This window comes from Psychroflexus tropicus DSM 15496 (assembly GCF_000378765.1).
Taxonomy (GTDB): domain Bacteria; phylum Bacteroidota; class Bacteroidia; order Flavobacteriales; family Flavobacteriaceae; genus Psychroflexus; species Psychroflexus tropicus.
Window position 1 is genome coordinate 762,842 of sequence record NZ_KB905342.1, and the last position, 26,073, is coordinate 788,914.

24 protein-coding genes and 1 pseudogene are annotated in these 26,073 nt (G+C 36.6%); 22 read left to right on the forward strand and 3 right to left on the reverse strand.

The window, feature by feature from the left end:
• Window positions 1-39: 39 nt before the first annotated feature.
• On the reverse strand, window positions 40-561 hold the full coding sequence (locus F598_RS0103440; RefSeq protein WP_019037627.1) for a DUF4304 domain-containing protein: 522 nt from the start codon (window positions 559-561) through the stop codon (window positions 40-42).
• Between the two features lie 207 nt (window positions 562-768).
• Between F598_RS0103440 and F598_RS15255 the strand changes: the two genes are divergently transcribed.
• From F598_RS15255 to F598_RS0103495, 11 genes and pseudogenes are all read left to right on the forward strand, one after another.
• On the forward strand, window positions 769-906 hold the full coding sequence (locus tag F598_RS15255; protein WP_019037628.1) for a hypothetical protein: 138 nt from the start codon (window positions 769-771) through the stop codon (window positions 904-906).
• A gap of 15 nt (window positions 907-921) precedes the next feature.
• Window positions 922-1,383 (forward strand): annotated as a pseudogene (locus tag F598_RS0103450) (porin family protein); the annotation flags it as partial.
• Between the two features lie 61 nt (window positions 1,384-1,444).
• On the forward strand, window positions 1,445-2,263 hold the full coding sequence (locus tag F598_RS0103455; RefSeq protein ID WP_019037630.1) for a pseudouridine synthase: 819 nt from the start codon (window positions 1,445-1,447) through the stop codon (window positions 2,261-2,263).
• A gap of 12 nt (window positions 2,264-2,275) precedes the next feature.
• On the forward strand, window positions 2,276-4,258 hold the full coding sequence (locus tag F598_RS0103460) for a hypothetical protein (RefSeq protein ID WP_019037631.1): 1,983 nt from the start codon (window positions 2,276-2,278) through the stop codon (window positions 4,256-4,258).
• Between the two features lie 5 nt (window positions 4,259-4,263).
• The gene (locus F598_RS14310) at window positions 4,264-5,088 is read left to right on the forward strand and encodes a DUF2490 domain-containing protein (protein WP_169334099.1); all 825 of its coding nucleotides are present in this window, start codon (window positions 4,264-4,266) and stop codon (window positions 5,086-5,088) included.
• 12 nt (window positions 5,089-5,100) lie between these two features.
• Window positions 5,101-5,994, forward strand: a complete 894-nt coding sequence (locus F598_RS14865) for an MORN repeat-containing protein (protein WP_019037633.1) — start codon at window positions 5,101-5,103, stop codon at window positions 5,992-5,994.
• 235 nt (window positions 5,995-6,229) lie between these two features.
• Window positions 6,230-7,630: an arginine decarboxylase gene (locus F598_RS0103475; RefSeq protein WP_019037634.1), complete on the forward strand. Its 1,401-nt coding sequence runs from the start codon at window positions 6,230-6,232 to the stop codon at window positions 7,628-7,630.
• Entirely contained in the window at window positions 7,620-8,495 is an 876-nt protein-coding gene (gene speB / locus F598_RS0103480) for an agmatinase (protein ID WP_019037635.1), read from the forward strand. Before F598_RS0103475 ends, speB begins: the two co-directional genes overlap by 11 nt.
• Window positions 8,496-8,617: 122 nt before the next feature.
• Window positions 8,618-9,586: a deoxyhypusine synthase family protein gene (locus tag F598_RS0103485; RefSeq protein ID WP_019037636.1), complete on the forward strand. Its 969-nt coding sequence runs from the start codon at window positions 8,618-8,620 to the stop codon at window positions 9,584-9,586.
• Window positions 9,587-9,808: 222 nt separating this feature from the next.
• On the forward strand, window positions 9,809-11,344 hold the full coding sequence (locus F598_RS0103490) for a carbon-nitrogen hydrolase family protein (protein ID WP_019037637.1): 1,536 nt from the start codon (window positions 9,809-9,811) through the stop codon (window positions 11,342-11,344).
• A 110-nt stretch (window positions 11,345-11,454) separates the two neighbouring features.
• A complete protein-coding gene (locus tag F598_RS0103495; RefSeq protein WP_019037638.1) occupies window positions 11,455-12,378 on the forward strand; it encodes a M43 family zinc metalloprotease in 924 nt (307 codons plus the stop codon).
• Window positions 12,379-12,424: 46 nt separating this feature from the next.
• Here the strand turns inward: F598_RS0103495 and F598_RS0103500 are convergent, their stop codons facing one another.
• Together F598_RS0103500 and F598_RS0103505 are read right to left on the reverse strand one after the other, a co-directional pair.
• Window positions 12,425-13,117, reverse strand: coding sequence for a zinc metallopeptidase (locus tag F598_RS0103500; protein ID WP_019037639.1), 693 nt, complete (start codon window positions 13,115-13,117; stop codon window positions 12,425-12,427).
• A 58-nt stretch (window positions 13,118-13,175) separates the two neighbouring features.
• On the reverse strand, window positions 13,176-13,697 hold the full coding sequence (locus tag F598_RS0103505) for a DUF5004 domain-containing protein (RefSeq protein ID WP_019037640.1): 522 nt from the start codon (window positions 13,695-13,697) through the stop codon (window positions 13,176-13,178).
• A 167-nt stretch (window positions 13,698-13,864) separates the two neighbouring features.
• On the opposite strand from F598_RS0103505, the gene rplM reads away from it, so the two are divergent.
• The 11 genes from rplM (at window position 13,865) to F598_RS0103560 (ending at window position 25,752) form a co-directional block, all read left to right on the forward strand.
• A complete protein-coding gene (gene rplM, locus F598_RS0103510) occupies window positions 13,865-14,320 on the forward strand; it encodes a 50S ribosomal protein L13 (protein WP_026302497.1) in 456 nt (151 codons plus the stop codon).
• A complete protein-coding gene (rpsI, locus tag F598_RS0103515) occupies window positions 14,321-14,707 on the forward strand; it encodes a 30S ribosomal protein S9 (RefSeq protein ID WP_019037642.1) in 387 nt (128 codons plus the stop codon).
• 158 nt (window positions 14,708-14,865) lie between these two features.
• Window positions 14,866-15,711, forward strand: coding sequence for a 30S ribosomal protein S2 (gene rpsB / locus F598_RS0103520; protein WP_019037643.1), 846 nt, complete (start codon window positions 14,866-14,868; stop codon window positions 15,709-15,711).
• Between the two features lie 73 nt (window positions 15,712-15,784).
• Complete coding sequence (gene tsf, locus F598_RS0103525) at window positions 15,785-16,606, forward strand: translation elongation factor Ts (RefSeq protein ID WP_019037644.1); 822 nt, start codon at window positions 15,785-15,787, stop codon at window positions 16,604-16,606.
• Window positions 16,607-16,740: 134 nt separating this feature from the next.
• On the forward strand, window positions 16,741-17,448 hold the full coding sequence (pyrH, locus tag F598_RS0103530) for a UMP kinase (protein ID WP_019037645.1): 708 nt from the start codon (window positions 16,741-16,743) through the stop codon (window positions 17,446-17,448).
• Window positions 17,449-17,457: 9 nt separating this feature from the next.
• The gene (gene frr / locus F598_RS0103535) at window positions 17,458-18,012 is read left to right on the forward strand and encodes a ribosome recycling factor (protein WP_019037646.1); all 555 of its coding nucleotides are present in this window, start codon (window positions 17,458-17,460) and stop codon (window positions 18,010-18,012) included.
• 31 nt (window positions 18,013-18,043) lie between these two features.
• Window positions 18,044-20,344: a hypothetical protein gene (locus F598_RS0103540; RefSeq protein ID WP_019037647.1), complete on the forward strand. Its 2,301-nt coding sequence runs from the start codon at window positions 18,044-18,046 to the stop codon at window positions 20,342-20,344.
• A gap of 55 nt (window positions 20,345-20,399) precedes the next feature.
• Entirely contained in the window at window positions 20,400-22,796 is a 2,397-nt protein-coding gene (locus F598_RS0103545) for an efflux RND transporter permease subunit (RefSeq protein ID WP_019037648.1), read from the forward strand.
• Between the two features lie 81 nt (window positions 22,797-22,877).
• Window positions 22,878-23,615, forward strand: a complete 738-nt coding sequence (locus F598_RS0103550) for a tRNA1(Val) (adenine(37)-N6)-methyltransferase (protein WP_026302498.1) — start codon at window positions 22,878-22,880, stop codon at window positions 23,613-23,615.
• An 86-nt stretch (window positions 23,616-23,701) separates the two neighbouring features.
• A complete protein-coding gene (locus tag F598_RS0103555; protein WP_019037650.1) occupies window positions 23,702-24,880 on the forward strand; it encodes an acyl-CoA dehydrogenase family protein in 1,179 nt (392 codons plus the stop codon).
• Window positions 24,881-24,969: 89 nt separating this feature from the next.
• The gene (locus F598_RS0103560; protein ID WP_019037651.1) at window positions 24,970-25,752 is read left to right on the forward strand and encodes a DUF3050 domain-containing protein; all 783 of its coding nucleotides are present in this window, start codon (window positions 24,970-24,972) and stop codon (window positions 25,750-25,752) included.
• The last annotated feature ends 321 nt before the right edge of the window (window positions 25,753-26,073 follow it).

Here is a 26,073-nt window from a genome sequence, read left to right on the forward strand (position 1 = left end):
AATACCATTCCAAAAATACATTTATTAAAAAGAAGTTGACTAGCTAGCCAAATTATTCATCACCTTAAATTTATGCTCTTGTATAAATCTATCGAGTCTCTGGTTCCAGAAAGGGACATCTTTATAAAAGTCAACACAGTCTTCCAATGATTTTTGCTGTATGAGTTGAGGGATCATATAATCTTCAAAATCTCGCTTTATCATATCGATAAATTGCTCGAAATTATCTCCGGTTTTAATACAGTAACCTATGCTATTTTTAAATTTATGAAATTGTAGTTCTTCTGGGAGGTAGCAATCCTGAGAAACGCATACAGCTAGTTCTGTGATTTCTGGACGCTCTGAAGAGTTTTTTTGAATGGGTGGGATCATCAAGCCTAGGTTGATTCTAAAATCTACTTTATCTTCTGAAGACCACCAGTATTTTTGTAAGGTCAAGACTAGGGAAAAATCTGCTGTAGATTTCCACCATATATCATCATCGTTGTGAAATCCAACTTTAAGCATTAGAGGCTTTAAAACTTCCGCCTCCATTTTGATTAACATTTTTATTGCTTTCATAGCTCTAGGTATTTTATATATCCAAAAATACAAGCATAGATTGACTTTGCTTTACGGTTTGACCGTAAACATAGTACGGGAAAACCGTAAATTTTAGATCTATGAGTGTTAATAAAACAACTAAGATTATGATTACCCTACCAAAGTTATCAGTTTCTTAACCTGGATAACTAAAGCTTAATCTTTACTTTTGCGTTTTAAGAAGTTATGACAAAGTTTATTTTTCTATTAGCTATAATATGGTTTGGTTGTAAGTCAATGAGCCAAGACATCCAAAAACCTGCTTTTGAATTTGGTCCTAGGTTTGGTTTGGCGGTTTCAGAATTAAATGGAGCAGAAAATTAAAAGTCTGTCAGGGCTTCATTTACCGGAGGTTTTATGGCCGAATTTAAATTAAATTCCTCCTTGGCTTTATATACTGATGTTAGTTATTCCAGACAAGGATCTACAAATAGAGGTTATAATGAAGGATCGCCTTTTGATAATAGGTTGAATCTGGATTATATCAATCTTCCACTTTTTATTAAATATTACCTTAAGCAAGGCTTGGCATTAGAATTAGGTCCTCAGCTAGGCTATCTGATGAATGCGAAGTACAAATCTAAACAAGTGGAATCTCCTCTAGTGAGAGATATAACCAATGATTTCGAAACGCTTGATGTTTCCTTAGGTCTTGGAGCGAGCTATAAGACCGAGTGGGGATTTATTTTTGGATTACGATACACTTTTGGCTTCAACTCTATTAATAAGAGCATAGATTATGAATCTGCAGAATTAAGAAATGCTGTTTTTCAATTGCATTTCGGCTATTTATTCAAATAAAGCTTTAGTAAAATAAATTATCAACTGCTTTAAAAACAGTATCTTTGCGCAAATTTTGAAAATGAAAGATCAACATAAACATAAAGATCCCAAGAAGAAAGGAACTAGAAATAAATTCAGTAAAAAGGAAGTCGCCCAGTCTAAGGTAGATAAGCAAATTAAAAATCCAAAAGCAGGAATGCGTCTTAATAAATACGTCTCTAATTCTGGTGTATGTTCTAGAAGAGATGCAGATATTTATATCAAGTCTGGTAATGTAACCGTAAATGGGAAAGTGGTTACAGAAATGGGACATCACGTGCAGCTAGACGACGAAGTCAAATTTGATGGGCGCTTGATTAATCCAGAGCCTAAATCTTATGTGTTACTCAATAAACCTAAGGGCTTTTATGTCACTGGAAGTTATGATAAGGGGAAATTGACGGCTTTAGATTTGGTTCAAAATGCTTCGAGGTCAAAACTTGCTCCAGTGGGAAAGCTGGATACAAGTTCTATGGGACTCATCCTATTTACGAATGATGGGACGCTAGCAAAGAAGCTATCTGGCCATAAGAATGGAGTGAGACAAATCTATCAAGTCGAGCTCACAAAACCTCTTAAAGAAACAGACCTTGAAGTGATAAAAGACGGTCCTTTTATAGAAGGTTCTAAAGTAAAAATAGAAGAAGTTGCTTATGTAGATAACAGACCAAAAAACATTATCGGTTTGGAATTGAGAAGTCAGCGTGCTCATATTGTACAACGTATCTTCAAGAAACTTGGTTATGAGATTGAAAAACTAGACAGGGTAGTTTATGCTAATCTGGATAAGAAAAATTTACCTAGAGGTCATTACCGTGTATTGAGTAAGCAAGAAGTTATCAATCTGGGTATGGTTTAAATCGCGACATCAATGATTAAGCACCTATTACACTCTATTGTCCTGATATCTTTGTTGAGCACTTCCTTAATTGGTTTAGCTCAACAAAGACAGTTAAAGACAGATTCATTGGTCATTAATGACAGCATAAATGGACAAGTTGAATATGAATACGATACTTTAAAAGGAGAAGATGTATTTGACGGTAAGTTTTTTTATCAATCCGTTTTTACATCCCATCTTGAATCATTTGCTTACGAAGCTATAACCTACGAAGGGGTGTATATTTCTAATATAAAAGAGGGAGATTGGAGTTATGCATACAAAAGGTTGAACCCAAAAGACCTAAAATATGTTGAAGATTTCAAAATTGGAAATCTCGCATCCGGAATAGAACTACAAGTTAATGGGCAGTTCCAGAACGGGAAAGCCAGTGGAAAATGGATCGTTAAAAGCCAGCGATACAACGATTCAAAAGTTGAAGACACTTTACTCACGGTTCGTTCTACTTTCAAAGCCAATACCATTTCTGGCCGCATTGAATCTAAGTCTCCTGCAATTGATTTGAGTGGATATTTCAATGCTGACGGTTATTTCCATGGTGAGTGGGAAATTACTCATAAAACTTCAGATCAGCCCATCAAAGAAGTGAGAACCTATGAAGCAGGTATTTTAAAATCATACGAATTAGAATATAAAGGCAAAGTCTTTAATCTGGAGTATACAAATTTGGACACGAGCGTTGACAAAGAAGAAAATTGGGTAGATATTGGCCTGCAAGAGGGGTACTTTGATATTTTAAAGCTGGCTAAGCTGGAAGTTATAGAATCGATATCGTCTTCAATATTATTTACTGCAAAGAAACAAAGTGAGTCTACAGATGATTTTATCACTCGTAGTCTTTCTTCTCTATCATTTCGATCTGAACATAATATATGGCAAAGCTTAAGAGGAAGTGACCCCATTGGATTGGGCAAGTTTAAAGTGAGGAAATATGATTTTTCTTCACAGGAAAAGGTTATAATTGAAAAGATCGAGACCAGTTTTGATAACATAGAATCCACTCTTCAGAAGTTCAAGGAGAATCCTAAGTTGAAACTTGGCAAGCCCATGAATGAAAAGCTTAACCAAATAGAGTTGGTATATAATGTATATAGTAATGATCTTAGTCAGCTTAAAACCATGGTAGATGTGATTGGTTCTGATGCTTTTGAATATATCGACAGAACAAAAGTCTTTGACCAAATCTGGCCTGAATTGCGCTTTCCAGTTGAATTGACTTATGAATTTCAATCTGAGTTAATTACCAAAACTCATGCATTTCCAAAGCAACCAGAAAAAAATAATTTTAATTTGAATAAGGCATATACTCTCCTTGATGCGATTGAAAAGGATGTAAAAACTCTAAATGAAGAGGCTAAGACTATTTTTCAAAATATGGAAGCTGAACGATCGCTGTCCAGAGATGAAGAAAAGCTCGTATCAAGAAAGGAGCAGGTAGAAGAACTTTTTGGAAATCCGGATAATGAAAATTTTAATCTTTATCATGAACGTTTTCAGGATCTGGTATTGGATCTGTCTGAAAATACCTTTAATACATATGGAGCTTATAATCTAGAAAATAAAAAAGACAGAATTGAAAGTGTACTCTCTTGTTTTGAAAGTATGATTAAGTTTCATGACTTTTTAGGAAAGTTAATGGCAAAGGATAATAAACTTGACGATGTATACACCAGAACCACTTTTAACCCTTACGTCATGGTGGATATGTCTGAAAGGATAAAAGAAAGCCTGTATCAAGCATTTGTGGATATTCTTCAGCCTTACTTATTAAATAAACTCGAAAACAATTTTAATTGTAATGACTTAGGGTTAGCGATGAATGAGATGAATAAAGCCTACCAGAAAATGCTTGATTTGAGTAACCAAGATACAAGAGGTATTGAAAAAGATCTAAGAAGAGAAAACGATCCACAACGTATTCTTTCCCTGTTGGAATTACAATCACAATATTGATGTCTATGAAATTGACAACCTCTATCATCTTAAGGTTATTTGTGATTCTGATGGTGACTTATCATGCACATGCACAGGAAGGAACCACTGAATTCCCAGACGAATCGATCTTAGCAGAGCCTGAAACGCTTACCTGGTTTAATAACTACGCTAACTTTAGGATTAGTGATAAATGGTTTTGGCATGGAGAAGTTCATTTTAGGTTTCGCGAAAATGAAAATATAAATTTTATAGGCGATATTGCTCAAATCTACAACAGGCATGGTATAAAATATATTCCTAACAAAAAATTCAAAGTTACATTTGGGGGCGTATTACGGGTAGATTTTGGTGATCAAACTGGGGATGAATTTGAAGATATAAGACTAGAACCTAGAATATGGCATGAATACTTGTGGATGATGCCATTCGAACACCTTAGAGTTTATCACAGAATACGAATTGAACATAGATGGAAGAAAAAATTCAAAAAGGGATCAGAATACGTATTCAACAATAGATGGCGGTATAAATTTATGATGAAAATTCCTCTTAATAAACCTAAACTTCAACCAGGCGCCTTTTATTTCAATCCTGATGTTGAATTAATTTTACAAAGCGGTAAGGGCATTGTCGATAATCCTATTGAAGATCTAAGGCTGTATCCTGGGATTGGCTATATCGCTTCACCAAGAATGAGTTATTCTGCCAATATGATGTATACAACTGGTCAGAGCGGAGATTTTGGTGGAGTTTACAGACAGAGATGGATTTTTAAATTTAATGTGTATATCAACCTGGATTTGAGAAAATTTGACGATAAAATTCCAGATACTAGCTTCTATCAATAGCAAACAATTCCTATGAGTTCCAAAGAAAAAAAATATAAAAAACGCTACAGGCTATTTTTCATGCTCACGCTAGTTGGCCTTATTAGCCTGCTTGTTATTGTTTATGTTCTAGACACCAATTTAAAGGCTTACCAAAAGAACGGCAGTGTTTCCTTATCAAAATATGAAGCTTCCGAATCTGAAAATGAAAAATTAAAGGAGCTTATTCTAATCGATGATCTTTGGCTTGTAGATAAGCAGCCGAAAACGGCTTTGGATAGGCTTAAGGAGCTTAATTCTTCTGATTTTAGTCTCAACAATAGAGTGGAAGAGAGGATAAGGCAAATTGAGAAGGTGTTAGAGTCTAAAACCGAGAACGAACTCACAAAAGATAAGCTTAGAGCAGAATTAGATAAATCAATCAAAGTTCAGGATTCTCTATATAGTCGAATGGATTCTTTGCAACAACGGATGAAGACGGTCTCCAATCGTTTTGAAAGCAAGTCTGACAGTCTAAGTGACAAACTTGAAGAAGTAAAAAGAAAACTAAACCGAAAGGAGACGCTTAAAGTGATAAGCTTTAAGTCAGACAAAAGTATTTTAGTTCATTATATTGGGGAAACCAGAAATGATATGGCCAATGGCAGTGGAATAGGCGTTTGGTCTAATGGTTCTATTTATAGAGGAGAATGGACAAGTAATAAGCCTGACGGAGAAGGCGAATATAAGTGGTCTGACGGCGCCAGATATGAAGGTGATTTTGAAATGGGAGAACGCTCTGGAGAAGGTACTTTTTATTATAAAACCGGAGAGCGCTATGAAGGTGAATTTGAAAATGGCCTACGAAGCGGTAAGGGTACATTGTATGATATAGATGGGAATGAGAGCTTTTCGGGACAGTGGAAAAATGATAAACCCATTCAATAATAAGAACGGATAATACGAATTAAAAAGCCTTGAATTTTAACATTTCAAGGCTTTTTTGTTCAGCTGAAATAGATTTCATTTGTATAGAAATAAATATATTTCGCTTCTTAAATGAAGTCTCTACAAGCCATGCTATATCTATCACAATTAATGCTGTTATTTCTACATTAAGATGTGTCTATTCCCTCGAAACCTACTTTTTTTACTTAACTTTAAAGCAAATAATAGCTTATAAATGAATACAAAGTATATTGATCTTATCAGTCAAACTTATGATTTTCCACAAGATGAATTTTCTCTAAAAAATGATGAACTCCATTTCCATAATATAGACTTGATGGAGCTGGTTAGAACTTATGGAGCGCCACTTAAATTCACTTACCTCCCTAAAATTTCTGATAATATAAAGAGGACCAAAGAATGGTTTAATGAAGCTATTACAAAACAAAATTATAAAGGAGATTATAATTATTGTTACTGTACAAAAAGCTCCCATTTTAAGCATGTTTTGGATGAAGCTTTAAAGAATGATATTCATATTGAAACATCATCTGCCTTTGATATTGATATAGTAAATCGTTTGAAAGACCAGGGTAAAATCACCAAGGATACTTATGTGGTTTGTAATGGGTTTAAAAGAGATCAATATGTATCTAATATTGCCAATCTGATTAACGGAGGGCATGAGAAATGCATTCCCGTCATAGATAATTATGAGGAAATTGCTTTGCTATCTAAAGAGATTAAAAAAGATTTTAAAGTAGGGATACGAATCGCTTCTGAAGAAGAGCCTAAATTTGAATTTTATACTTCCAGGTTAGGGATAGGATACAAAAATATTATCCCATTTTACGAGGATCAAATCAAAAATAATGATCAGGTCGAGTTAAAGATGCTTCATTTTTTTATCAATACTGGCATTAGAGATAATGCTTATTATTGGAACGAGTTGCAGAAGTGTTTAAGAGTGTATACCCGTCTAAAAAAAGTGTGTCCAAGCCTTGATAGTCTGAACATTGGTGGAGGATTCCCAATTAAAAATTCTCTGGCATTTGAATATGATTACCAGTATATGATCGATGAGGTGATCAATCAGATTAAACTAACCTGCGAAGAAGAAGACGTATCGGTACCACATATTTTTACTGAATTTGGGAGCTTCACTGTTGGAGAAAGTGGTGGTGCTATCTATGAAGTTTTATATCAAAAACAACAAAATGATCGTGAAAAGTGGAATATGATCAACTCTTCGTTTATAACCACTTTGCCCGATTCCTGGGCGATAAGCAAGCGGTTTATTATGTTAGCACTCAACAGGTGGCAGGATAAATACGAGCGGGTTCTTCTTGGAGGGATGACTTGTGATAGTGATGATTATTACAATTCTGAGCAGCATATGAACGCGATTTATCTACCCAAATACGAAAAAGAAGATCCGCTTTATATTGGATTTTTCAATACGGGGGCTTATCAGGAAACTATAGGGGGTTTTGGTGGATTACAGCATTGCTTAATTCCAAGTCCTAAGCATATATTAATACAAAAGAACGACGATGGGAGTCTTTCAACTGAACTATTTAGCGAACAACAAAAAAGTGAAGATTTATTAAAAATTCTAGGTTATCATGGCATCTAACAAAAATTACGCAGGAATTCCTGATAAGTATGCTCGTATCGACGAGGCGAAAGTCGTCTTAATTCCAGTTCCTTATGACGGAACGAGCTCATGGCAAAAAGGAGCAGATAAAGGCCCACAGGCGTTTCTGGAAGCTTCAGAAAACATGGAGTTGTACGACATAGAAACCCGAACTGAAGTTTATAAACAAGGTATCTATTTAGCCCCACCAGTGTCTGAAAACTCCTCTCCAGAAAAAATGGTAGAAGCCGTTCATAAGACGACCAAGAATTATCTCAAACAAGAAAAATTTGTTACCATTTTTGGAGGAGAACATTCGGTTTCTATTGGAACAATAAGAGCTTTCCATGAACAATTTCCTGAATTAACAGTGGTGCAGATAGATGCCCATGCCGATTTAAGGCCATCCTATGAAGGAAGCTCCTGCAATCATGCCTGTGCGGTTCATGAAGCCAGTAAAAAAGGAAACTTAATTCAGGTCGGTATTCGGTCTATGGATGAGTCTGAATTAGAGCATATGGACGAAAACCGAGTCTATTTTGCTCACGATTTGTACGATGACTGGCAGGAGGATGCTATTGGGCAGATGACTCCCAATGTATTTATCACCATAGATCTCGATGCTTTTGATCCTTCTATTTTGCCATCAACAGGAACTCCGGAACCAGGGGGCTTATTTTGGTATGAAACCCTGGAGTTTTTAAAAGAAATATTCAAAAAGAAAAACGTCGTGGGATTTGACATCGTTGAACTCTGTCCAAATGAAATCGACAAGTCTTCAGATTTTCTTGCAGCCAAACTCTACTATAAGATGTTAAGCTATAAGTTCAAATACGAAAATGCTTCTGAAGAAGAGGAGGACTAGGTATCAGAGATAAGACATAAGATTGTAGAAGAAAGGTAAAATGATAAACAGAAACGGTGAGTCATGATCTAAGATATCTAACTCTTGACTCTTTTTACAATTAAATTAAAAAACACAGAACAATGAGTAAACCCATTTCAGATTTTATAGAAAAATACTATTTACACTTTAATGCAGCGAGTCTGGTTGATGCTGCTAAAGCTTATGAAAACCAGCTAGAAGGAGGTTCCAAAATGCTGGTGTCTCTAGCCGGCGCTATGAGCACGGCTGAGCTCGGAAAGATTTTTGCTGAAATTATCCGAAAAGATAAAGTGCATATCGTATCCTGTACGGGAGCCAATTTGGAAGAAGATGTCATGAACCTGGTAGCTCATTCGCATTATAAACGTGTTCCAGAATATAGGGATTTAACTCCTCAGGATGAATGGAAACTTCTTGAAAAAGGGCTTAATCGAGTGACCGACACCTGTATCCCAGAGGAAGAAGCGTTTAGGCGTTTACAAAAGCATATCGTTAAAATCTGGAAAGATGCTGAAGCTAAAGGTGAACGTTATTTTCCTCATGAGTACATGTACAAATTACTACTTTCTGGTGTGCTGGAAGAATACTATGAAATCGATTTGAAAGATTCATGGATGTATGCTGCAGCAGAAAAGAACTTACCGATTGTAGTTCCTGGATGGGAAGATAGTACTATGGGAAATATTTTTGCAAGCTATGTGATGAAAGGTGAACTTAAAGCTTCCACCGTCAAGTCTGGAATTGAATACATGACGTTTTTAGCCGATTGGTATACGGACAACTCCAAAGAAGGGATTGGCTTTTTCCAAATTGGTGGAGGAATTGCAGGAGATTTCCCTATATGTGTGGTCCCAATGCTTTATCAGGATATGGAGCGCACCGACACCCCGTTTTGGAATTACTTTTGCCAAATTTCAGACTCTACGACGAGCTATGGATCCTACTCTGGAGCCGTTCCTAACGAGAAAATCACCTGGGGGAAACTGGACATCGATACACCAAAATACATTATTGAAAGCGATGCGACCATTGTGGCTCCACTCATTTTCGCCTATTTGTTAGAAATGTAACTATCACATTGAGTTCATAAGTTTTGAAACTTAATTATATACCCTTCAGAAATCATCCTAGCTTTAGTCAAAACTCTTAAGTTAGGAGAATTCTTGGGAGCTTATTTTCTAAATCCATTATAGTTAACTTTGTATAAGTTCAGTAGAAAAAATGGCACCTCTTTTCTATTCTGAATTTAACACGAACTAGACTTCATTTTCATAACTAAATTAGACTTTTTCATGTCAACCGAAAACTTGCCAAAAATTGAACAAATTGAATTGAAATACCTTTCTCTAAAGGATTTTGAAGCCCTCAAAGAAGTGTTTGTGGAAATCTACGGGGATGCTCCAGATGTTTACTGGCGAAAGGATGAATTGAAGAGTTTAATCGATATTTTCCCGGAAGGTCAGGTGGTGATTTTGGTCAATGGGGATTTAGCAGGATGTGCGTTTTCTATAATCGTAGATTACAACAAACTGGCAGACCAGCATACTTACGACGATATTGCCGGAGATGTGAAATTTAAAAATCACACTGAGGATGGAGATATGCTGTATGGTATTGATGTGATTATTAAAAAGGAATACCGAGGCTTGAAGCTCGGGCGACGTTTATACGATTATAGAAAGGAATTAACCGAGCAATTAAATTTGAAAGGGATAGTATTTGGAGGGCGAATCCCTAATTACCATAAGGTGTCTAACCAATTTACTCCAAAGCAATATATACAAAAGGTACGCGCCAAGGAAATTGATGACCCGGTTTTGAACTTTCAACTGTCTAATGATTTTAGACCGGTTAGGATTTTATCAAATTATTTAGATAGCGATAAGGATTCTAAAGAGTATGCGGTTTTGATGCAATGGGATAATATTTATTATGAAAAGGAGACTAAAGCGCCCACCAATCAAAAAAGTGAAGTTAGACTCGGACTTGTGCAATGGCAAATGCGTTCCTACAGCAGCTTAGAAGAATTGCTTCACCAGGTTGAATATTTTGTGGAGTCATTGTCTGGCTACCGATCTGATTTTGCCTTGTTTCCTGAGTTTTTTAATGCGCCGTTGATGTCTAAATACAATCATATGAGCGAGCCTGAAGCTATTCGTGAACTAGCTAAGTATACAGAACCTATCAAACATAAGATGGCAGAGCTGTCTATTGCTTATAACATTAATATCATCTCGGGGAGCATGCCAGATGTGATTGATGGAAAGCTTTACAATGTAGGCTACCTCTGTAAACGCGACGGAAATATAGAGCGTTATGAGAAAATTCATGTCACTCCAGATGAAGCTCGTGTGTGGGGAATGCAACGCGGAAGTGACTTTAAGGTTTTCGACACAGACTGCGGTAAAATAGGTATTTTGATTTGCTATGATGTGGAATTTCCTGAACTCTCCAGAATTTTGGCTAAAGAAGGCATGGATATATTATTTGTGCCTTTTCTCACCGATACTCAAAATGGGTTTTCCAGAGTCAAACTATGTGCTCAGGCCCGGGCAGTGGAGAACGAATGTTATGTGGCTATTGCCGGTAGTGTTGGGAATCTTCCAAAAGTTCATAATATGGATATTCAGTATGCTCAGTCAGCTGTATTTACCCCTTCTGATTTTGCATTTCCTAGTGATGGTATAAAAGCACAAACCACCCCAAACACAGAAATGATTTTGATTGCTGATGTAGATCTACTAGCGTTGAGAGAGTTGCATAATTTTGGTAGTGTGAAAAATTTAAAAGATATTCGAGAAGATTTGTATAGTCTTGGACGTAAATAATTGATATCTCACTTACTTACTTTCTTCGTGTGATAGTATAAATCCAGATAATTCTCAGCTTATATATAAAATCTAAAATGTTTATATTTAATCACATTCATTGATAAAAAATGCAAGATATCTTTAAATTGGTCAGTCTTTTAGTTTTGACTTTCGCTGTAGATATTTCGAATTCACCAGAAGAGGAGATAGGTTTCTGTTTATTTGATGCAAATAGCATCGAGCCTAATCAATACCAATGTAATCCAAACCCTAATTTTAGCTACTCTACCGATCCCAAAGATCTACAAAGTTTTCCTGAATTGATTATTCCAGTTGTATTTTGGGGAATTAATCGATCCGATGGGAGCCACGACAATGCGCTAACCAATGCAAAAGCTACTGAAGCTATTCGGCTCTTAAATTCAGCATTTGAAACCATGAATATTTGTTTTGAATTTAAGGATATTAAACAAATCAATGATTCTGAAATCTACTGGACAGATTATTATAAGTTCAACAAGCATATCAAAAAAAACTATCGAGTAACTCAGAAGGATTTAAACATTTATGTTCCCTATAGGTTTACTAACAACAATAATAACTTAAGAGGCGGTAAATGGTCACCAAATCAGTTGTCGGTCAACATGCTTAACTATAACACGGGTATTTTACCACACGAAGTCGGTCATATTTTGGGCCTCTTGCATACGCATACGGGTGCAACAGCTGTAAATTGTGAGCATGTCACAAGAGATGAAAATAACCCAGATTACAATGCCAAATGTGCAGGAGATAGAGTTACAGACACCAATGCTACGCCAAAATTGTATGGTAAGTTTCATTTGATAAATGACAACTGTGAATATGAAGGAAAATTAAAAAATTGCAAGGGGGAAATGTATCAACTAACAGAATTGGACGTAAGGAACTTTATGGCATACACTCAACATTCTTGTAGGTCTGTGTTTACAATAGGTCAAGGGATTAGACTAAGAGAATTTATTCGAAATTCTAAAGAAAAAGGAAAGATGAACTTCGTGAAAAAAAAATAGCAGCCATTGATTCAGCAATGGCTGCAAATCAAATAGATTTATGAGTTTAATCCCTTCCTAAATAAATACTCAAGAAGTACAGTAAAGTAGCCAATGAACCAATAGCAGCTACTACATAAGTTCTGGCAGCCCATTTCAATGAATCTTCAGACATTTTATATTCTTCCTGATTGACAATAGCATGGTCTTTCATCCAGGCCAGTGCTCTGTTGCTGGCATCGTATTCTACAGGTAAAGTGATAAAGCTAAACAAGGTACCTAAACCAAACATGATAATTCCGGCTAGAAGTACCATCTGTCCTACTCCTACAGAAACCATTGTCATCAAGATAAGCCCACCAAAAATGACCCATTGGCTCCATTGTGAGGCGACGCTTACGATGGGTACGAGCTGGCTCCGCATCTCAAGCCAGGAATAGGCTTTGGCATGCTGCACGGCATGACCAACTTCATGAGCTGCAACTGCTGCCGCTGCTGCGTTTCGTTGATTGTATACACTTTCACTTAGGTTAACTGTTTTTTTTGTAGGGTGATAGTGATCTGTGAGTTGACCAGGTGTAGAAATGACTTTTACATCATGAATGTGATGATCTTCTAGCATTTTTCTAGCAATTTCAGCTCCAGTCATTCCATTTTGAAGTTGAATTTTAGAGTACTTTTTAAACTTACTTTTCAACTTATTGCTGACATACCAACTTACGAGTAGTATGGCGCCTATTAAAATATAATATCCTGTCATTATTTAATTTTTTCAAAAATATACATCAAATAATTGGCCAAAATTTAAATTGTCAGGTTTATTTAACGAAGATGAATTCAAGAAATTCTAAATCTGCATTTTCATTGTCTGTAGTGCTAAGGTCAAGATATTCATTCACCTGTGTACTAGTGATGGTAAACTTCAACTGATTATTATTTAGTTCAATCATAACACTTTCAGTAGAGGTTGACCCGTCGATCATTGTGGTTGCAGTTAGCTCTCCATTTTCCAAAATATATGTTCCCACATTTAGAGCGTTGTTACAAACTAAAGATTGGTCATTTTCTCCAGTGAATTCAATTTTAGGATATGTAAATTCATAAGTATCATTTTCAAAATTGATGGTCATTTCATCAAAGCAGTCTGTTTCCTGGGTCAAATTAATAGTACTTATACCATCATTGTTGAGGTCCACGGGCTGACTTGCGTTAAGTTCAGATAAAAACCATTCACCCTGAATGTCGTTTTGAGATAACGTTTGAGTACTGTTGTCGTCATCATCACATGACAAAAATAAAATTGAAAAAACAAGGACTAGATAGTAGTTAATTAGTTTCATAAATCAATAATTTTTGCTAATGTAAGATTTAAGTGTCGGACTATGAATTGGCTTAACAAAATATTTCTAAGCATAGCTTGCTATATAAATTTATAATCGTAAATTTGCACCCTTATTTTCAAGAGATTGAGAATAAAAAGGAATGTTTAATTATTAAAAATTTAAGTGTGGATACATTAAGTTACAAAACGGTTTCGACCAACAAAGCTACTGCAGATAAGCAATGGGTTGTTGTTGATGCCGACGGACAATCACTTGGACGTGTAGCTTCTATTGTTGCCAAACTTTTGAGAGGTAAGTACAAGCCTAGCTTTAGCCCTCATGTTGATTGTGGAGACAATGTTATTATTGTTAACGCAGAAAAAGTCAATTTGACCGGTAAAAAATGGGACTCAAAAGAATATATCCGACATACTGGATATCCTGGTGGACAAAGAAGTTTAACGGCTCAAGAAGTATTTGACAAGAGCCCGGAGCGTCTTGTAGAAAAATCTGTAAAAGGGATGTTGCCTAAAAACAAATTAGGTTCAGATTTATTTAGAAATCTACGTGTCTTTACAGGATCTGAGCACAATATGGATGCTCAACAACCAAAAGAAATTAATATAAACGAACTAGTGTAAATGGAGACAATTCACAAAATTGGCCGTAGAAAAACTGCCGTAGCTAGAGTTTATCTTTCTGAGGGAAAAGGTGAAATTACCGTTAACAAGAAAAAAGCTAACGAATATTTTACCACTGGTCCTTTGCTTTACAAAGTTAACCAAGCCTTAGCTTTGACTGGTAATGAAGACAGATTTGATATCAATATAAACGTGTTTGGTGGTGGTATCACTGGACAGGCAGAAGCTATCAGACTGGCCTTATCTAGAGCAATGTGCGAGCTTGACCCAGAAAATAGAGCAACTCTTAAGCCAGAAGGATTATTGACAAGAGATCCTAGAATGGTTGAGCGTAAGAAATTCGGTCAGAAAAAAGCAAGAAAGAAATTCCAATTCTCAAAACGTTAATCGAGAATTTCATTCAACAATTGAAATTATTAATAGTTCAATTTTTTGTTGTTATTCCGCATCATGTGGAAGTTAGTTTAGCATCTAAATGAATAAGACCAGAAAACCTGCTACTTATTTATTGCTATCCCAACAGAAGAACGTAAACTAAAACAAAAATGGCAAATCAAATAGAGGTCAAGGAATTACTTGACGCAGGCGTCCACTTTGGACACCTTACCAGACGATGGAATCCAAATATGGCTCCTTATGTATACATGGAGCGTAATGGAATTCACATTATCAACCTTTACAAAACTGTTGCTAAAATGGAAGAAGCTGGAGCAGCGCTTTCCAAAATAGCAGCAAGTGGCAGAAAAATCCTTTTTGTCGCTACAAAAAAACAAGCAAAAGAAATTGTAGCTCAAGAATCTCAAAGAGCTCAAATGCCTTACATTACTGAAAGATGGCCTGGAGGGATGTTGACTAATTTTGTTACCATCAGAAAATCTGTTAAGAAAATGGCAGCTGTAGACCGTATGAAAAAAGACGGAACCTTCAATTCTCTTTCTAAAAAAGAAAGACTGCAGGTTGACAGGATGAGAGCTAAGCTTGAGAAAAACTTAGGTTCTATTGCTGACATGTCAAGACTCCCAGCTGCAGTATTTGTAGTCGATACTTTGCGTGAGCACATCGCCGTAAAAGAAGCACAAAAATTAAACATTCCTGTGTTTGCAATGGTAGATACCAACTCCAATCCTAGAGATGTGGATTATGCTATCCCAGCAAATGATGATGCTTCCAAGTCTATACATAAAGTAATGTCTTATATGACAGACTGTATTCTTGAAGGTCTTAAAGATCGTAAAGAGGGAAAAGAAAATGCGGATGCTAAACCAGCAAAAGCTAAGAAAGAAACCAAAAAAGCTGAACCTAAAAAAGAAGTTCCTGTTGTAGAAGAAGTTCCTGCTGATAAAGCTGAACCTTCAAAGCCAGCTGGAGAAGAAAATAAAGCTTCAGAATAATATAGATTTAATAAACTCAAATCGCTTAAGTATTGCTTAAGCGATTTTTAAGTTAACACAAAATATAATAATCATGGCAAAAATTACGGCTGCTGAAGTCAATAAATTAAGAAAAAGCACTGGTGCTGGTATGATGGATTGTAAAAAGGCTCTTGTAGAAAGCGAAGGAGACTTTGATAAAGCTATCGAAATACTAAGGAAAAAAGGTCAAAAAGTTGCTGCCAAAAGAGCCGATAGAGAATCCTCTGAAGGTGCAGCTATTGCAGTTGTTAATGACGACGCTTCCAAAGGAGCTATTATTTCCTTAAACTGCGAAACAGATTTCGTTGCAAAAAATGATTCTTTTACAAAAATGGCTAATGACTTTGCTCAATTGGCTTTAGGCGTAGAATCTAAAGAAGAGTTACTTCAACTTGACTATAATGGTATCACCGTTGGAGAAAAGTTGACAGAGCAGACTGGTGTTATTGGAGAGAAAATTGAAATAGGTGACTTTAGAATTTTAAAAGCACCTTTCGTAGGATCTTACATTCATGCTGGTAACAAAATAGCTGTCCTTACAGGTTTATCTAAATCTGTAGACGGAGCAGAAGAAGTTGCAAAAGAAGTTTCTATGCAGGCTGCTGCTATGAATCCTGTTGCTTTAAATGAAGAAGGTGTTGATCAATCTACGATCGATAAAGAAATTGAGATTGCAAAAGATCAATTAAGACAGGAAGGTAAGCCTGAAGAAATGTTAGATAAAATTGCTAAAGGTAAAATTCAGCGTTTCTTTAAAGATAACACGCTTGTTAACCAGGCATTTATAAAAGACAGTAAAATTTCAGTTGCCCAACACGTTAAAACTTTGGGTGATGTTGAAATCGTTGCCTTTGAAAGAGTTGCTTTAGGATAATTTTCAAATGCAAACCCTTACCAAAGCCCTATAGACTCATCTGTAGGGCTTTTTTTTGTAAAAAAATTGAATTCAATATGTCATTTTTTGGTATAAGATAATCCTTATATTTGCAAAACTCTATTCGAAAAATTATGCAATACAAGCGAATTTTACTCAAACTCTCTGGTGAAGCACTTATGGGTGATCGTCAATATGGAATTGATCCTAAGCGACTAGACGATTACGCAAAAGAAATAAAAACCATTGTAGACCAAGGAGTGCAAGTTGCTATTGTGATAGGTGGAGGAAATATCTTTAGAGGTATTTCTGGAGCCAGTAAAGGTATGGATAGGGTTCAGGGCGATCATATGGGAATGCTAGCCACTGTCATTAATGGACTTGCTCTACAAAGTTCTTGTGAGGATAATGGGATGCAAACCCGACTGCAGTCTGCCATCAAAATTAATGAAGTAGCAGAACCTTTCATCAGAAGAAAAGCGATTAGGCATTTGGAAAAGGGTAGGGTAGTCATCTTTGGAGGCGGAACAGGTAATCCCTACTTTACAACAGATTCTGCAGCTGTTTTGAGAGCTATAGAGATGGAAGCTGATGTAATCTTAAAAGGCACACGCGTAGATGGAATCTACACTTCGGATCCAGAACGAAATAACGATGCCACAAAATTTGATTTTATCAGTTTTGATGATGTGCTCAAAAAAGGGTTAAAGGTTATGGATACGACTGCTTTTACACTCAGTCAGGAAAATCGTTTACCCATTATAGTTTTTGATATGAATACACCGGGAAATCTGCTAAAAATTATCTCTGGTGAAAATATTGGAACAAAAGTTAATTTATAGAATATAGATATGAACGAAGAAATTGAATTTATAATAGATAGTGCCAAAGAGTCGATGGAACAGGCAATTAAGCACCTAAAGAAACAGCTCGTCAACATTAGAGCTGGTAAAGCGAATCCATCAATGCTGTCCTCTGTGATGGTAGAGTATTATGGAACTATGACACCGCTCAACCAGGTAAGTAACGTCAATACTCCAGACGCAAGAACACTTACTATTCAACCTTTTGAAAAAGGAATGATAAAAGAGATTGAGAAAGGTATTATGAATGCCAATCTTGGTTTTAATCCGCAGAATAACGGGGACAATGTCATTATCAACGTCCCTCCACTTACAGAGGAAAGACGTATACAGTTGTCTAAACAAGCTAAGGCTGAAGCTGAAGAAGCTAAAATTGGCGTAAGAAATGATAGAAGATCGGCTATGAATGAGATTAAAAAAGCAGATCTTCCAGAAGATGTTCAAAAAGACACAGAAGAAGAAATTCAAAAACTTACTGATTCTTTTATCGAGGAGATTGATAAAGTATACGCTAATAAAGAAAAAGAAATCATGACCGTTTAAGAATCGGTTTTTAAGCTTATAATTCCTGCATTTGAAAATTCAGCACACCTTATTTTTTTTATTTTTCCTTTCTGTGTTGAGTCTTCATGCTCAAAATACTTTAGAAGGCAGAATTATTTCAGCTTCTGATGAATATCAACCTATAGCTAACGCTGTTTTGATCACTAATCAACAGCGTTATTTTTTTTCTGACCTTGATGGGAATTTCTCCATTACCCTTCAGGAGAACGAGAACATCAAATTTGTGGTTTCAAGACATCATAAGCTATTAAAAAACCCGAAAGAATCCTCAGTCATTAAAATGGAAGCGCTAGATTCTGAGCTTTCAGAACAGGTTCCAGATGATATGATCGATGAGATTGCAAACCAACAGGTTCTTTCTTCTAATTTTAACTTTAAGTCTTTAAGCAAAACTGAAATCATTAATTCTGAGACCAGATTTGTACTCAGGAAAGATATGGAGTCCAAACTAACACGGGAAGGTGGACTACAGCAGAAATATAAAGCTGTGTCTATAAAAGGCCTGGATGGAATTGCTCCAAAAGCCATTAATCGAGATATGTTTTCATTCAATTGGTTTCAAACCTTTATTGAAATTTTTGATATAAAATTTGTGTCTCCTTTTAATCAATTGAATGCAATTAACTACCAGTTTTATAAAATTTACGAAACACAAGAGTTTGAGGTGATTAGTTTTGAGCCGTTACTTGATGGTTTTCAAAGATCTTTTGAAGGGATTTTACTTTTAGATAAAAACACTTCAAAATTCAAAAGAATACAAGCTACTCTTGATGCAGATTTTAAGCTGAATTTGATTACAGATTTTGATCTTGATTCTGGTCTTCCAATGGAAACTAAGTTAAAGTTGAAACCAGGAAGCGGGGGTGTAAAGTTATCCTTTTTCGGAGCAGGCTTGCAATTTGGCAGGATCCAAAAGAAAAATCCAGATGAAACTGCAGAGCTTGATTATCATCTGGTGAATTATGATATTACAGCAGGTGATTCTATCCGTCCCTTTTTAAGATCGCTCAGCAAAATCTATGAAGATGAAGATGAAACAATTCCAGAGAAATACTGGTCTCAATTTGATTATGCTTTTATAAAAGATGACCGATCAAACGATTTAGATATTCAGAAGTACGTTGAGAATAACAATATTAAAAAGAAGGTAAAACGTATTTCAGCCTTTGATGCTGGTTATTTTCCTATTGGAATTGTAGATGTGGATCTTACGCGTCTAATCAAGGCCAACAACTACGAAGGCTTGAGGTTGGGATTAGGTTTAGAGACCAACCAGGCCTTTTCTGAACGCTATCGATTGGGGGCGTTTACCGCCTACGGGACCCAAGACGGTAACTTCAAATACGGCTTTAATACGGGTCTACTTTTAGACTCCGATTCTGCTACATGGCTCAATGCTTTCTATGATAACGACATTGAGGAAGTAGGCATGAATAATTACCTTACAGATCAACGGGTGTATACACTCTTTGAACCCAGGCTGGTCAACATCACCTTTTTTTACAAGTATGAAAAATATGGCCTGAGTTTGCAGCATAATTTTTCGCCACAGCTTATTACTGAATTTAAAGTTGATAGAAGTAGTATTTCACAAACACGGGATTATGCTTTTTTAAAAGACGGAGAAGCGTTCACAAATTATAATTTAGCCACTGCCACTTTTGGACTTAGATGGACTCCAAATTATAGCTATTCCAAAATAGGGAAACGAATTTACGTTAACAATGCGTTCTCGCCAGTCATTTCGGCTCAATTGAGTCAAAGTTTTGAAGGGCCTTTGGAGGGAGATTTTAGTTTTACAAAATTAAGTGCTAAACTTGATTATGACTTCAATCATAGCTGGGGAAGCATATCTTCTATCGAGTTGGGAGGAGATTTGGGATTTGGGGATATACCTCTAATGCATAGCTTTCATGCCTTTCCTAATAGCCCAAACAAGGAGAGTATTTTCAAAAGATTCTCAGTAGCTGGGGTCAAAAGTTTTGAGACGATGTATTTCAATGAATTTTTTAGTACCAAACTCGCTACGCTGCATCTTAAACACAAATTTGCACCCTTTAGAATAACCAATACCTTACAGCCAGAATTGGTATTGATCTCAAGACATGCCATTGGTGATTTTGAGAACCCCGAACAACATCAAAATATTCAATTTAACACTCTTTCCAAAGGTTACAATGAAGCAGGACTCGAATTTAATAAGCTGTTTTTTGGCTTTGGACTTAGTTTTGCTTACCGCTATGGGGCTTATCACTTGCCCCAACTAGAAGATAATATATCCTTTAAATTCACTTTTTATTTAAAGCTTTAAGAATAAACAGCTTTCAGCTTTTGATTTTTTACATTTGCACTTTATATAACACTTCATGTACAAAGTTTTTAGCTCAGGATTTTGGAATTTTATTGCAAGCAGAATTCTTAGAAATAGAATTCTAATCCTCATCATTCTTACAGGAATCACTGTTTTGTTAGGGTTCCAATGGCAGCACATGAAGTTTTCGTTTACAGAAGCTAATCTACTTCCAGACGATGCACCTATCAACCAGCAATATGCTGCCTTTGAAGAAAAATTTGGATCTGATGGTAACGTGATCATGCTAGCTACAGACGATGATCAACTCTTTACTGAAGACAATTTTGAGGCCTGGGCGAATTTAGCCGATACGTTAGCAAGTTTTCCTGAGATTAAATCGGTCATTGGTATTCACAACCTCCAGCAACTCGAGAAACGAGAAAATCCTAAACGGTTTGAGATGCAGCCTATTCTCAAAAAGGACTCTCTGTCTCAAGAGCAAATAAAGTCTTACAGTAAAGACCTATTTACCGACTATCCGTTTTATGATGGGTTGATTTTTAATTCTGAGAATAAGACCGTTCAGACTGTCGCTTACATGAAAGACAGTATTGTGAATGCTAAGGGAAGAAAGATCTTCGTGATGGAGAAATTTGTTCCTTTAATAGAAGACTTCAAGTCCAAAAATAGCCTGAAAATTCACGTGTCTGGGATGCCTTACATAAGGACTTTAAATTCTCAAAATATAATAGATGAAATTCAATGGTTTGTGCTCTCGGCTCTATTGGTGACCTCTTTTATTTTCTTCTTTTTCTTTAGGTCCTTTAGGGCTACACTTATCTCTATGCTTACCGTGATCATAGGAGTAATGTGGGCTTTTGGTTTTATAGGTTTACTCGGTTTTGAAATTACCGTATTAACGGCTGTTATTCCCCCACTGATCATTATTATTGGAATACCAAACTGTATTTTCCTTATCAACAAGTATCAGCACGAGATCAAAAAACACGGTAATCAGGCCAAATCATTACAGCGGGTGATTACCAAAATTGGGAATGCAACGTTGATGACCAACGTGACCACAGCTTCTGGTTTTGCCACCTTTATATTTACTCAAAGTGAGCTTCTTAAAGAGTTTGGTATTCTGGCATCCATTAATATCATCGCCATTTTTATCCTTAGCTTATTGCTCATTCCAATCATTTACAGCTACATGCCTTTACCCAATGATAAGCACCTCAGGCATCTCGGTAAGCAATGGATTGAAGGCTTTGTAGAATGGATCGTTAAGATGGTAAAGCACCGTAGAGTGACTATTTACTTTACAGCAGTTGGTGTTTTAGGACTGAGTATCATAGGAATTTATAACATTAAAGTATCCGGGAGTTTACTAGAGGACATGCCTAAAAGCACAGATTTCTTTAAAGACATTAAGTTTTTTGAAGAAAAATTTGATGGGGTGCTGCCATTGGAAATCATGATAGATACCAAAAGACCTAATGGAGTTACTAAATTATCTACGCTTAAGAAAATGGATGCTTTGAAAGCTGAGATCAATGAGATTGAAGAATTATCCACTCCCTTGTCTGTTGTGAATTTAGCTAAATACGCCAAACAGGCGTTTTACAATAATAATCCAAAGTATTATCAGCTGCCTACTTCTCAGGAACAAACGTTTATGTCTCCCTATATAAAAAGTATGGAGAGTATGAATAACGGAATTTCATCTTACGTCGATTCCACTGGACAATTTGCCAGGATGACCATGTTTATGAAGGATGTGACGACTGAGGAAATTTCCAGAATAGAAGCTAGACTTCTGCCAGAAATCAATAAGATTTTTCCAGAAGATCGTTTTGAAGTCACCATGACTGGTAAAGCCCTGGTGTACCAAAAAGGGACTTACTACCTTGTAGATAACTTACTGTTATCTCTAACGCTAGCTATTATTCTTATTGCTCTATTTATGGCCTGGATGTTTCGTTCGTTTAGAATGATTTTGATTTCTCTTATTCCAAACTTGCTGCCCTTGCTAATGACGGCCGGAATGATGGGCTTTTTGGGGGTGCCTATCAAGCCATCAACCATTCTGGTTTTTAGTATTGCTTTTGGAATTAGCGTCGATGATACCATCCACTTTCTGGCCAAATACAGACAGGAATTGAAGGCCAATCACTGGAAGATCAAACGCTCAGTATATCCAGCCTTGAGAGAAACGACGGTGAGTATGTTTTATACTTCCATTGTACTTTTCTTTGGTTTTTCAGTCTTTATGATTTCGAGTTTCGGAGGAACTGTTGCTTTAGGTGGATTGGTCTCTGCAACGCTGCTCTTTGCAATGTTGGCTAATTTGTTATTGCTTCCGTCTCTACTACTCTCTTTGGAGCGAAGTATTGCTAACCAAAAAACGATGAAGGAACCACAGATGAAAATTATCGATGAAGATGATGATGCGAATGAGATTGTGTAGATTGTTTGAAGTGATAAAATTTTATGGAATTACTAGACTTCACAGTCCCGAAATCTAGGGATTGTGTGATCTGAATATATAATGAAAAATTTGAAGTCAATAAAAGTCTTCCGATTTAAAGAATTTGAGGTTTCTCACTCCAAATCGGCAATGAAGATAGGAACTGATGCTGTGCTGCTTGGCGCCTGGACTCCCATTGAAGATAACCTTAATTCCATATTGGATGTTGGAGCCGGAACAGGGATTTTAGCCCTTCAAATGGCTCAGCGTTCAGCAGCAGAAACTATCGACGCCGTTGAATTAGATCCCGATGCTTTTGAAGAGTGTGTGACCAATTTTGAACATAGTCCCTGGAGCGACCGCTTGTTTTGCTACCATGCCAGTTTTCAGGAATTTTACACTGAAGTCGAGGAAACTTATGATTTAATCATTTCTAATCCTCCTTATTTTACTGAAGAACCCGACTCAAAGACAACTTCTAAAGCACGAGAAAAAGCCAGATTTCAAGAGCATCTGAGTTTTAAAGACTTATTAGAAGGCGTTTCAATCTTGTTATCTCGGCACGGCAGCTTCAGTGTAATCCTTCCAGTTTCTGAGCAGGAAAAGTTCATTTCAATGGCTAACGCCTACCAGCTCTACCCATCAAATATCCTAAATGTGAAAGGTCAGCCCACTTCTCCGGTAAAGCGAACGCTTATCAAATTTAGCAGAAATAAGAAAAACACTATTCTAACTGAAGAATTGATAATTGAGCACTCCAGGCACGAATACACTCAGGATTACAAAGATTTAGTGAAAGATTTCTATTTAAAGATGTGATTTTTTAGGATTTAAATAAAATAATAACAAAGCTTCATAAGAGTTCAGACTAGTAATCGTTAAATTTGTGTATAAGAATTTAGATTATGAAACAAGACACCTTTCAAGCTCCAGATTATTATAATATAGACGATTTACTAAGCGAAGAGCACCAGATGATCCGTCAGGCGGCCAGAGACTGGGTAAAACGTGATGTGAGCCCAATCATAGAAGAGGCTGCACAAAAAGCCGAATTCCCAAAGTCAATTATCAAAGGATTAGCAGGCATTGGTGCTTTTGGCCCTTATATTCCAGAGGAATATGGAGGCGCAGGCTTAGACCAAATCTCCTACGGATTGATTATGCAGGAAATAGAGCGAGGCGATAGTGGTGTGCGTTCCACGGCCTCTGTGCAATCCTCTCTAGTGATGTTTCCTATCCACGCTTACGGTACTGAGGAGCAACGTAAAAAATTCCTTCCTAAGTTAGCCACAGGAGAGTTTATGGGGTCTTTTGGCCTTACTGAGCCCGATCATGGTTCTAATCCTAGCGGGATGACCACGAACTTTAAAGATATGGGCGATCATTATTTGCTGAATGGGGCAAAGATGTGGATTTCTAATTCCCCGTTTTGTGATGTCGCTGTGGTTTGGGCCAAAAATGAAGAAGGCAGAATACACGGGTTAATTGTAGAGCGTGGTATGGAAGGCTTTACTACTCCAGAAACGCATAATAAATGGTCGTTAAGAGCTTCTGCTACGGGAGAATTGATTTTTCAGGACGTCAAAGTGCCTAAAGAAAACCTTTTACCCGGTAAAAGCGGGCTTGGAGCGCCATTATCTTGTTTAGATTCTGCCCGTTATGGCATTGCCTGGGGAGCTATAGGTGCTGCGATGGATTGCTACGATACAGCTCTTCGTTATGCCAAAGAACGCATTCAATTTGGAAAACCTATTGCGGGCTACCAATTGCAACAGAAGAAGCTGGCAGAGATGATTACAGAAATCACCAAAGCTCAGCTTTTGGCTCTACGTTTAGGTCAGTTGAAGAATGAAGGAAAAGCAACTTCTGCTCAAATCTCTATGGCTAAGCGAAATAACGTAGAAATGGCAATCAATATAGCTCGTGAGGCCAGACAAGTCCTAGGAGGCATGGGTATTACTGGTGATTATAGTATCATGCGTCATATGATGAACCTGGAGAGTGTAATTACTTATGAGGGCACCCACGATATTCACCTCTTGATCACTGGTTCAGATATTACAGGCCTTTCAGCTTTTAAATAAAGTTAGATTTTCAAAATAATAGATTAAATTATAAGAGTCCATTTGTTTTAAATTCAGATGGACTTTTTATTTTTGCAAAAAAAAAGAAGATGCAGGTAGAGGAGCTCAAAAACAATCTAAAAGACTTAAGATCACAACTTATAGACCATGAACTTTATAAAAGCGTAGAATCCCCTCAGGATTTACAAATCTTTATGAAACATCATGTTTTTGCTGTCTGGGATTTTATGTCATTGCTGAAGTCACTTCAAATCCAATTGACCTGCACAAACACACCATGGGTGCCTGTGGGAAATCCTAAACATCGCTATCTTATCAATGAGATTGTTCTAGCTGAAGAGACTGATATTAATGCAGAAGGGCAAAGACAAAGTCATTTTGAAATGTATTTGGATGCCATGGAAAAAGCTGGAGCATCCACAACACCTGTCCAGGACTTTGTAGATCAGATTCTGCATGGAACCGACGTGTTTTTAGTGATAGCAAGCAGTAATTTACCGGAGTCTGTCAAAGCGTTTTTAATCTTCACTTTTAATACTATAAAAAAGGGAAAGGCACATGAAATTGCCGCTTGTTTTACCTTTGGGCGTGAGGAACTCATTCCCGATATGTTCACGTCTATTATTGGAGAGATTCAGCAGAATTTTCCAGAGGAAGACTTGAGCCTATTTAAATATTATTTTGACCGTCACATCGAGCTGGATGAGGACGAACATGGCCCTATGGCTTTAGAATTAATCGCTGCTTTATGTGCAGATGATAAGCAAAAATGGAAAGAAGTGGAAACTTGTTCCCGAAAGGCTCTAGAAAAGCGTCTGGGCTTATGGAATGGGATAGCAAAGGAAATCGAGTATTATAAAGCGATAGCTTAAAAGAAGCCCATCCTGGCCTCCCTTTAATTCTCTCCAAAGGAGGGAAAACTTTTACTCACCTGCTCTCCGAAGTTTGTTGAATTGTTTAAGATATACACACTGCAAAGTGAAATTTAGATTTCACGGTCCTTAATCTTTAAGGACTGCGAGGTTTTGTGTGTTTTTCAAAATTTTTAAAGTTAATAATTCTTACTTTGTAACTAATAATTTAGTTTCTAGAAAGTTTTTTTTTACATAAAAATCTGATAATAAAACAACTAGAAGAGGTGTAGTTTGTAAATGAACACCAAAAATTTACGGTTTTCCCGTAACAATTGTACG

Excerpts from the sequence above, each read along its gene's own strand:
- F598_RS0103550 (WP_026302498.1), top strand. The coding sequence starts at position 22,878 with ATGAAAAATTTGAAGTCAATAAAAGTCTTCCGATTTAAAGAATTTGAG.
- F598_RS14865 (WP_019037633.1), top strand. The coding sequence starts at position 5,101 with ATGAGTTCCAAAGAAAAAAAATATAAAAAACGCTACAGGCTATTTTTC.
- F598_RS0103555 (WP_019037650.1), top strand. The coding sequence starts at position 23,702 with ATGAAACAAGACACCTTTCAAGCTCCAGATTATTATAATATAGACGAT.
- F598_RS0103455 (WP_019037630.1), top strand. The coding sequence starts at position 1,445 with ATGAAAGATCAACATAAACATAAAGATCCCAAGAAGAAAGGAACTAGA.
- F598_RS0103560 (WP_019037651.1), top strand. The coding sequence starts at position 24,970 with ATGCAGGTAGAGGAGCTCAAAAACAATCTAAAAGACTTAAGATCACAA.
- F598_RS15255 (WP_019037628.1), top strand. The coding sequence starts at position 769 with ATGACAAAGTTTATTTTTCTATTAGCTATAATATGGTTTGGTTGTAAG.
- pyrH (WP_019037645.1), top strand. The coding sequence starts at position 16,741 with ATGCAATACAAGCGAATTTTACTCAAACTCTCTGGTGAAGCACTTATG.
- F598_RS0103495 (WP_019037638.1), top strand. The coding sequence starts at position 11,455 with ATGCAAGATATCTTTAAATTGGTCAGTCTTTTAGTTTTGACTTTCGCT.
- tsf (WP_019037644.1), top strand. The coding sequence starts at position 15,785 with ATGGCAAAAATTACGGCTGCTGAAGTCAATAAATTAAGAAAAAGCACT.
- speB (WP_019037635.1), top strand. The coding sequence starts at position 7,620 with ATGGCATCTAACAAAAATTACGCAGGAATTCCTGATAAGTATGCTCGT.
- rpsB (WP_019037643.1), top strand. The coding sequence starts at position 14,866 with ATGGCAAATCAAATAGAGGTCAAGGAATTACTTGACGCAGGCGTCCAC.
- F598_RS0103440 (WP_019037627.1), bottom strand. The coding sequence starts at position 561 with ATGAAAGCAATAAAAATGTTAATCAAAATGGAGGCGGAAGTTTTAAAG.
- F598_RS0103505 (WP_019037640.1), bottom strand. The coding sequence starts at position 13,697 with ATGAAACTAATTAACTACTATCTAGTCCTTGTTTTTTCAATTTTATTT.
- rpsI (WP_019037642.1), top strand. The coding sequence starts at position 14,321 with ATGGAGACAATTCACAAAATTGGCCGTAGAAAAACTGCCGTAGCTAGA.
- F598_RS0103490 (WP_019037637.1), top strand. The coding sequence starts at position 9,809 with ATGTCAACCGAAAACTTGCCAAAAATTGAACAAATTGAATTGAAATAC.
- F598_RS0103475 (WP_019037634.1), top strand. The coding sequence starts at position 6,230 with ATGAATACAAAGTATATTGATCTTATCAGTCAAACTTATGATTTTCCA.
- F598_RS0103485 (WP_019037636.1), top strand. The coding sequence starts at position 8,618 with ATGAGTAAACCCATTTCAGATTTTATAGAAAAATACTATTTACACTTT.
- F598_RS0103460 (WP_019037631.1), top strand. The coding sequence starts at position 2,276 with ATGATTAAGCACCTATTACACTCTATTGTCCTGATATCTTTGTTGAGC.
- F598_RS0103500 (WP_019037639.1), bottom strand. The coding sequence starts at position 13,117 with ATGACAGGATATTATATTTTAATAGGCGCCATACTACTCGTAAGTTGG.
- frr (WP_019037646.1), top strand. The coding sequence starts at position 17,458 with ATGAACGAAGAAATTGAATTTATAATAGATAGTGCCAAAGAGTCGATG.
- F598_RS14310 (WP_169334099.1), top strand. The coding sequence starts at position 4,264 with ATGAAATTGACAACCTCTATCATCTTAAGGTTATTTGTGATTCTGATG.
- F598_RS0103545 (WP_019037648.1), top strand. The coding sequence starts at position 20,400 with ATGTACAAAGTTTTTAGCTCAGGATTTTGGAATTTTATTGCAAGCAGA.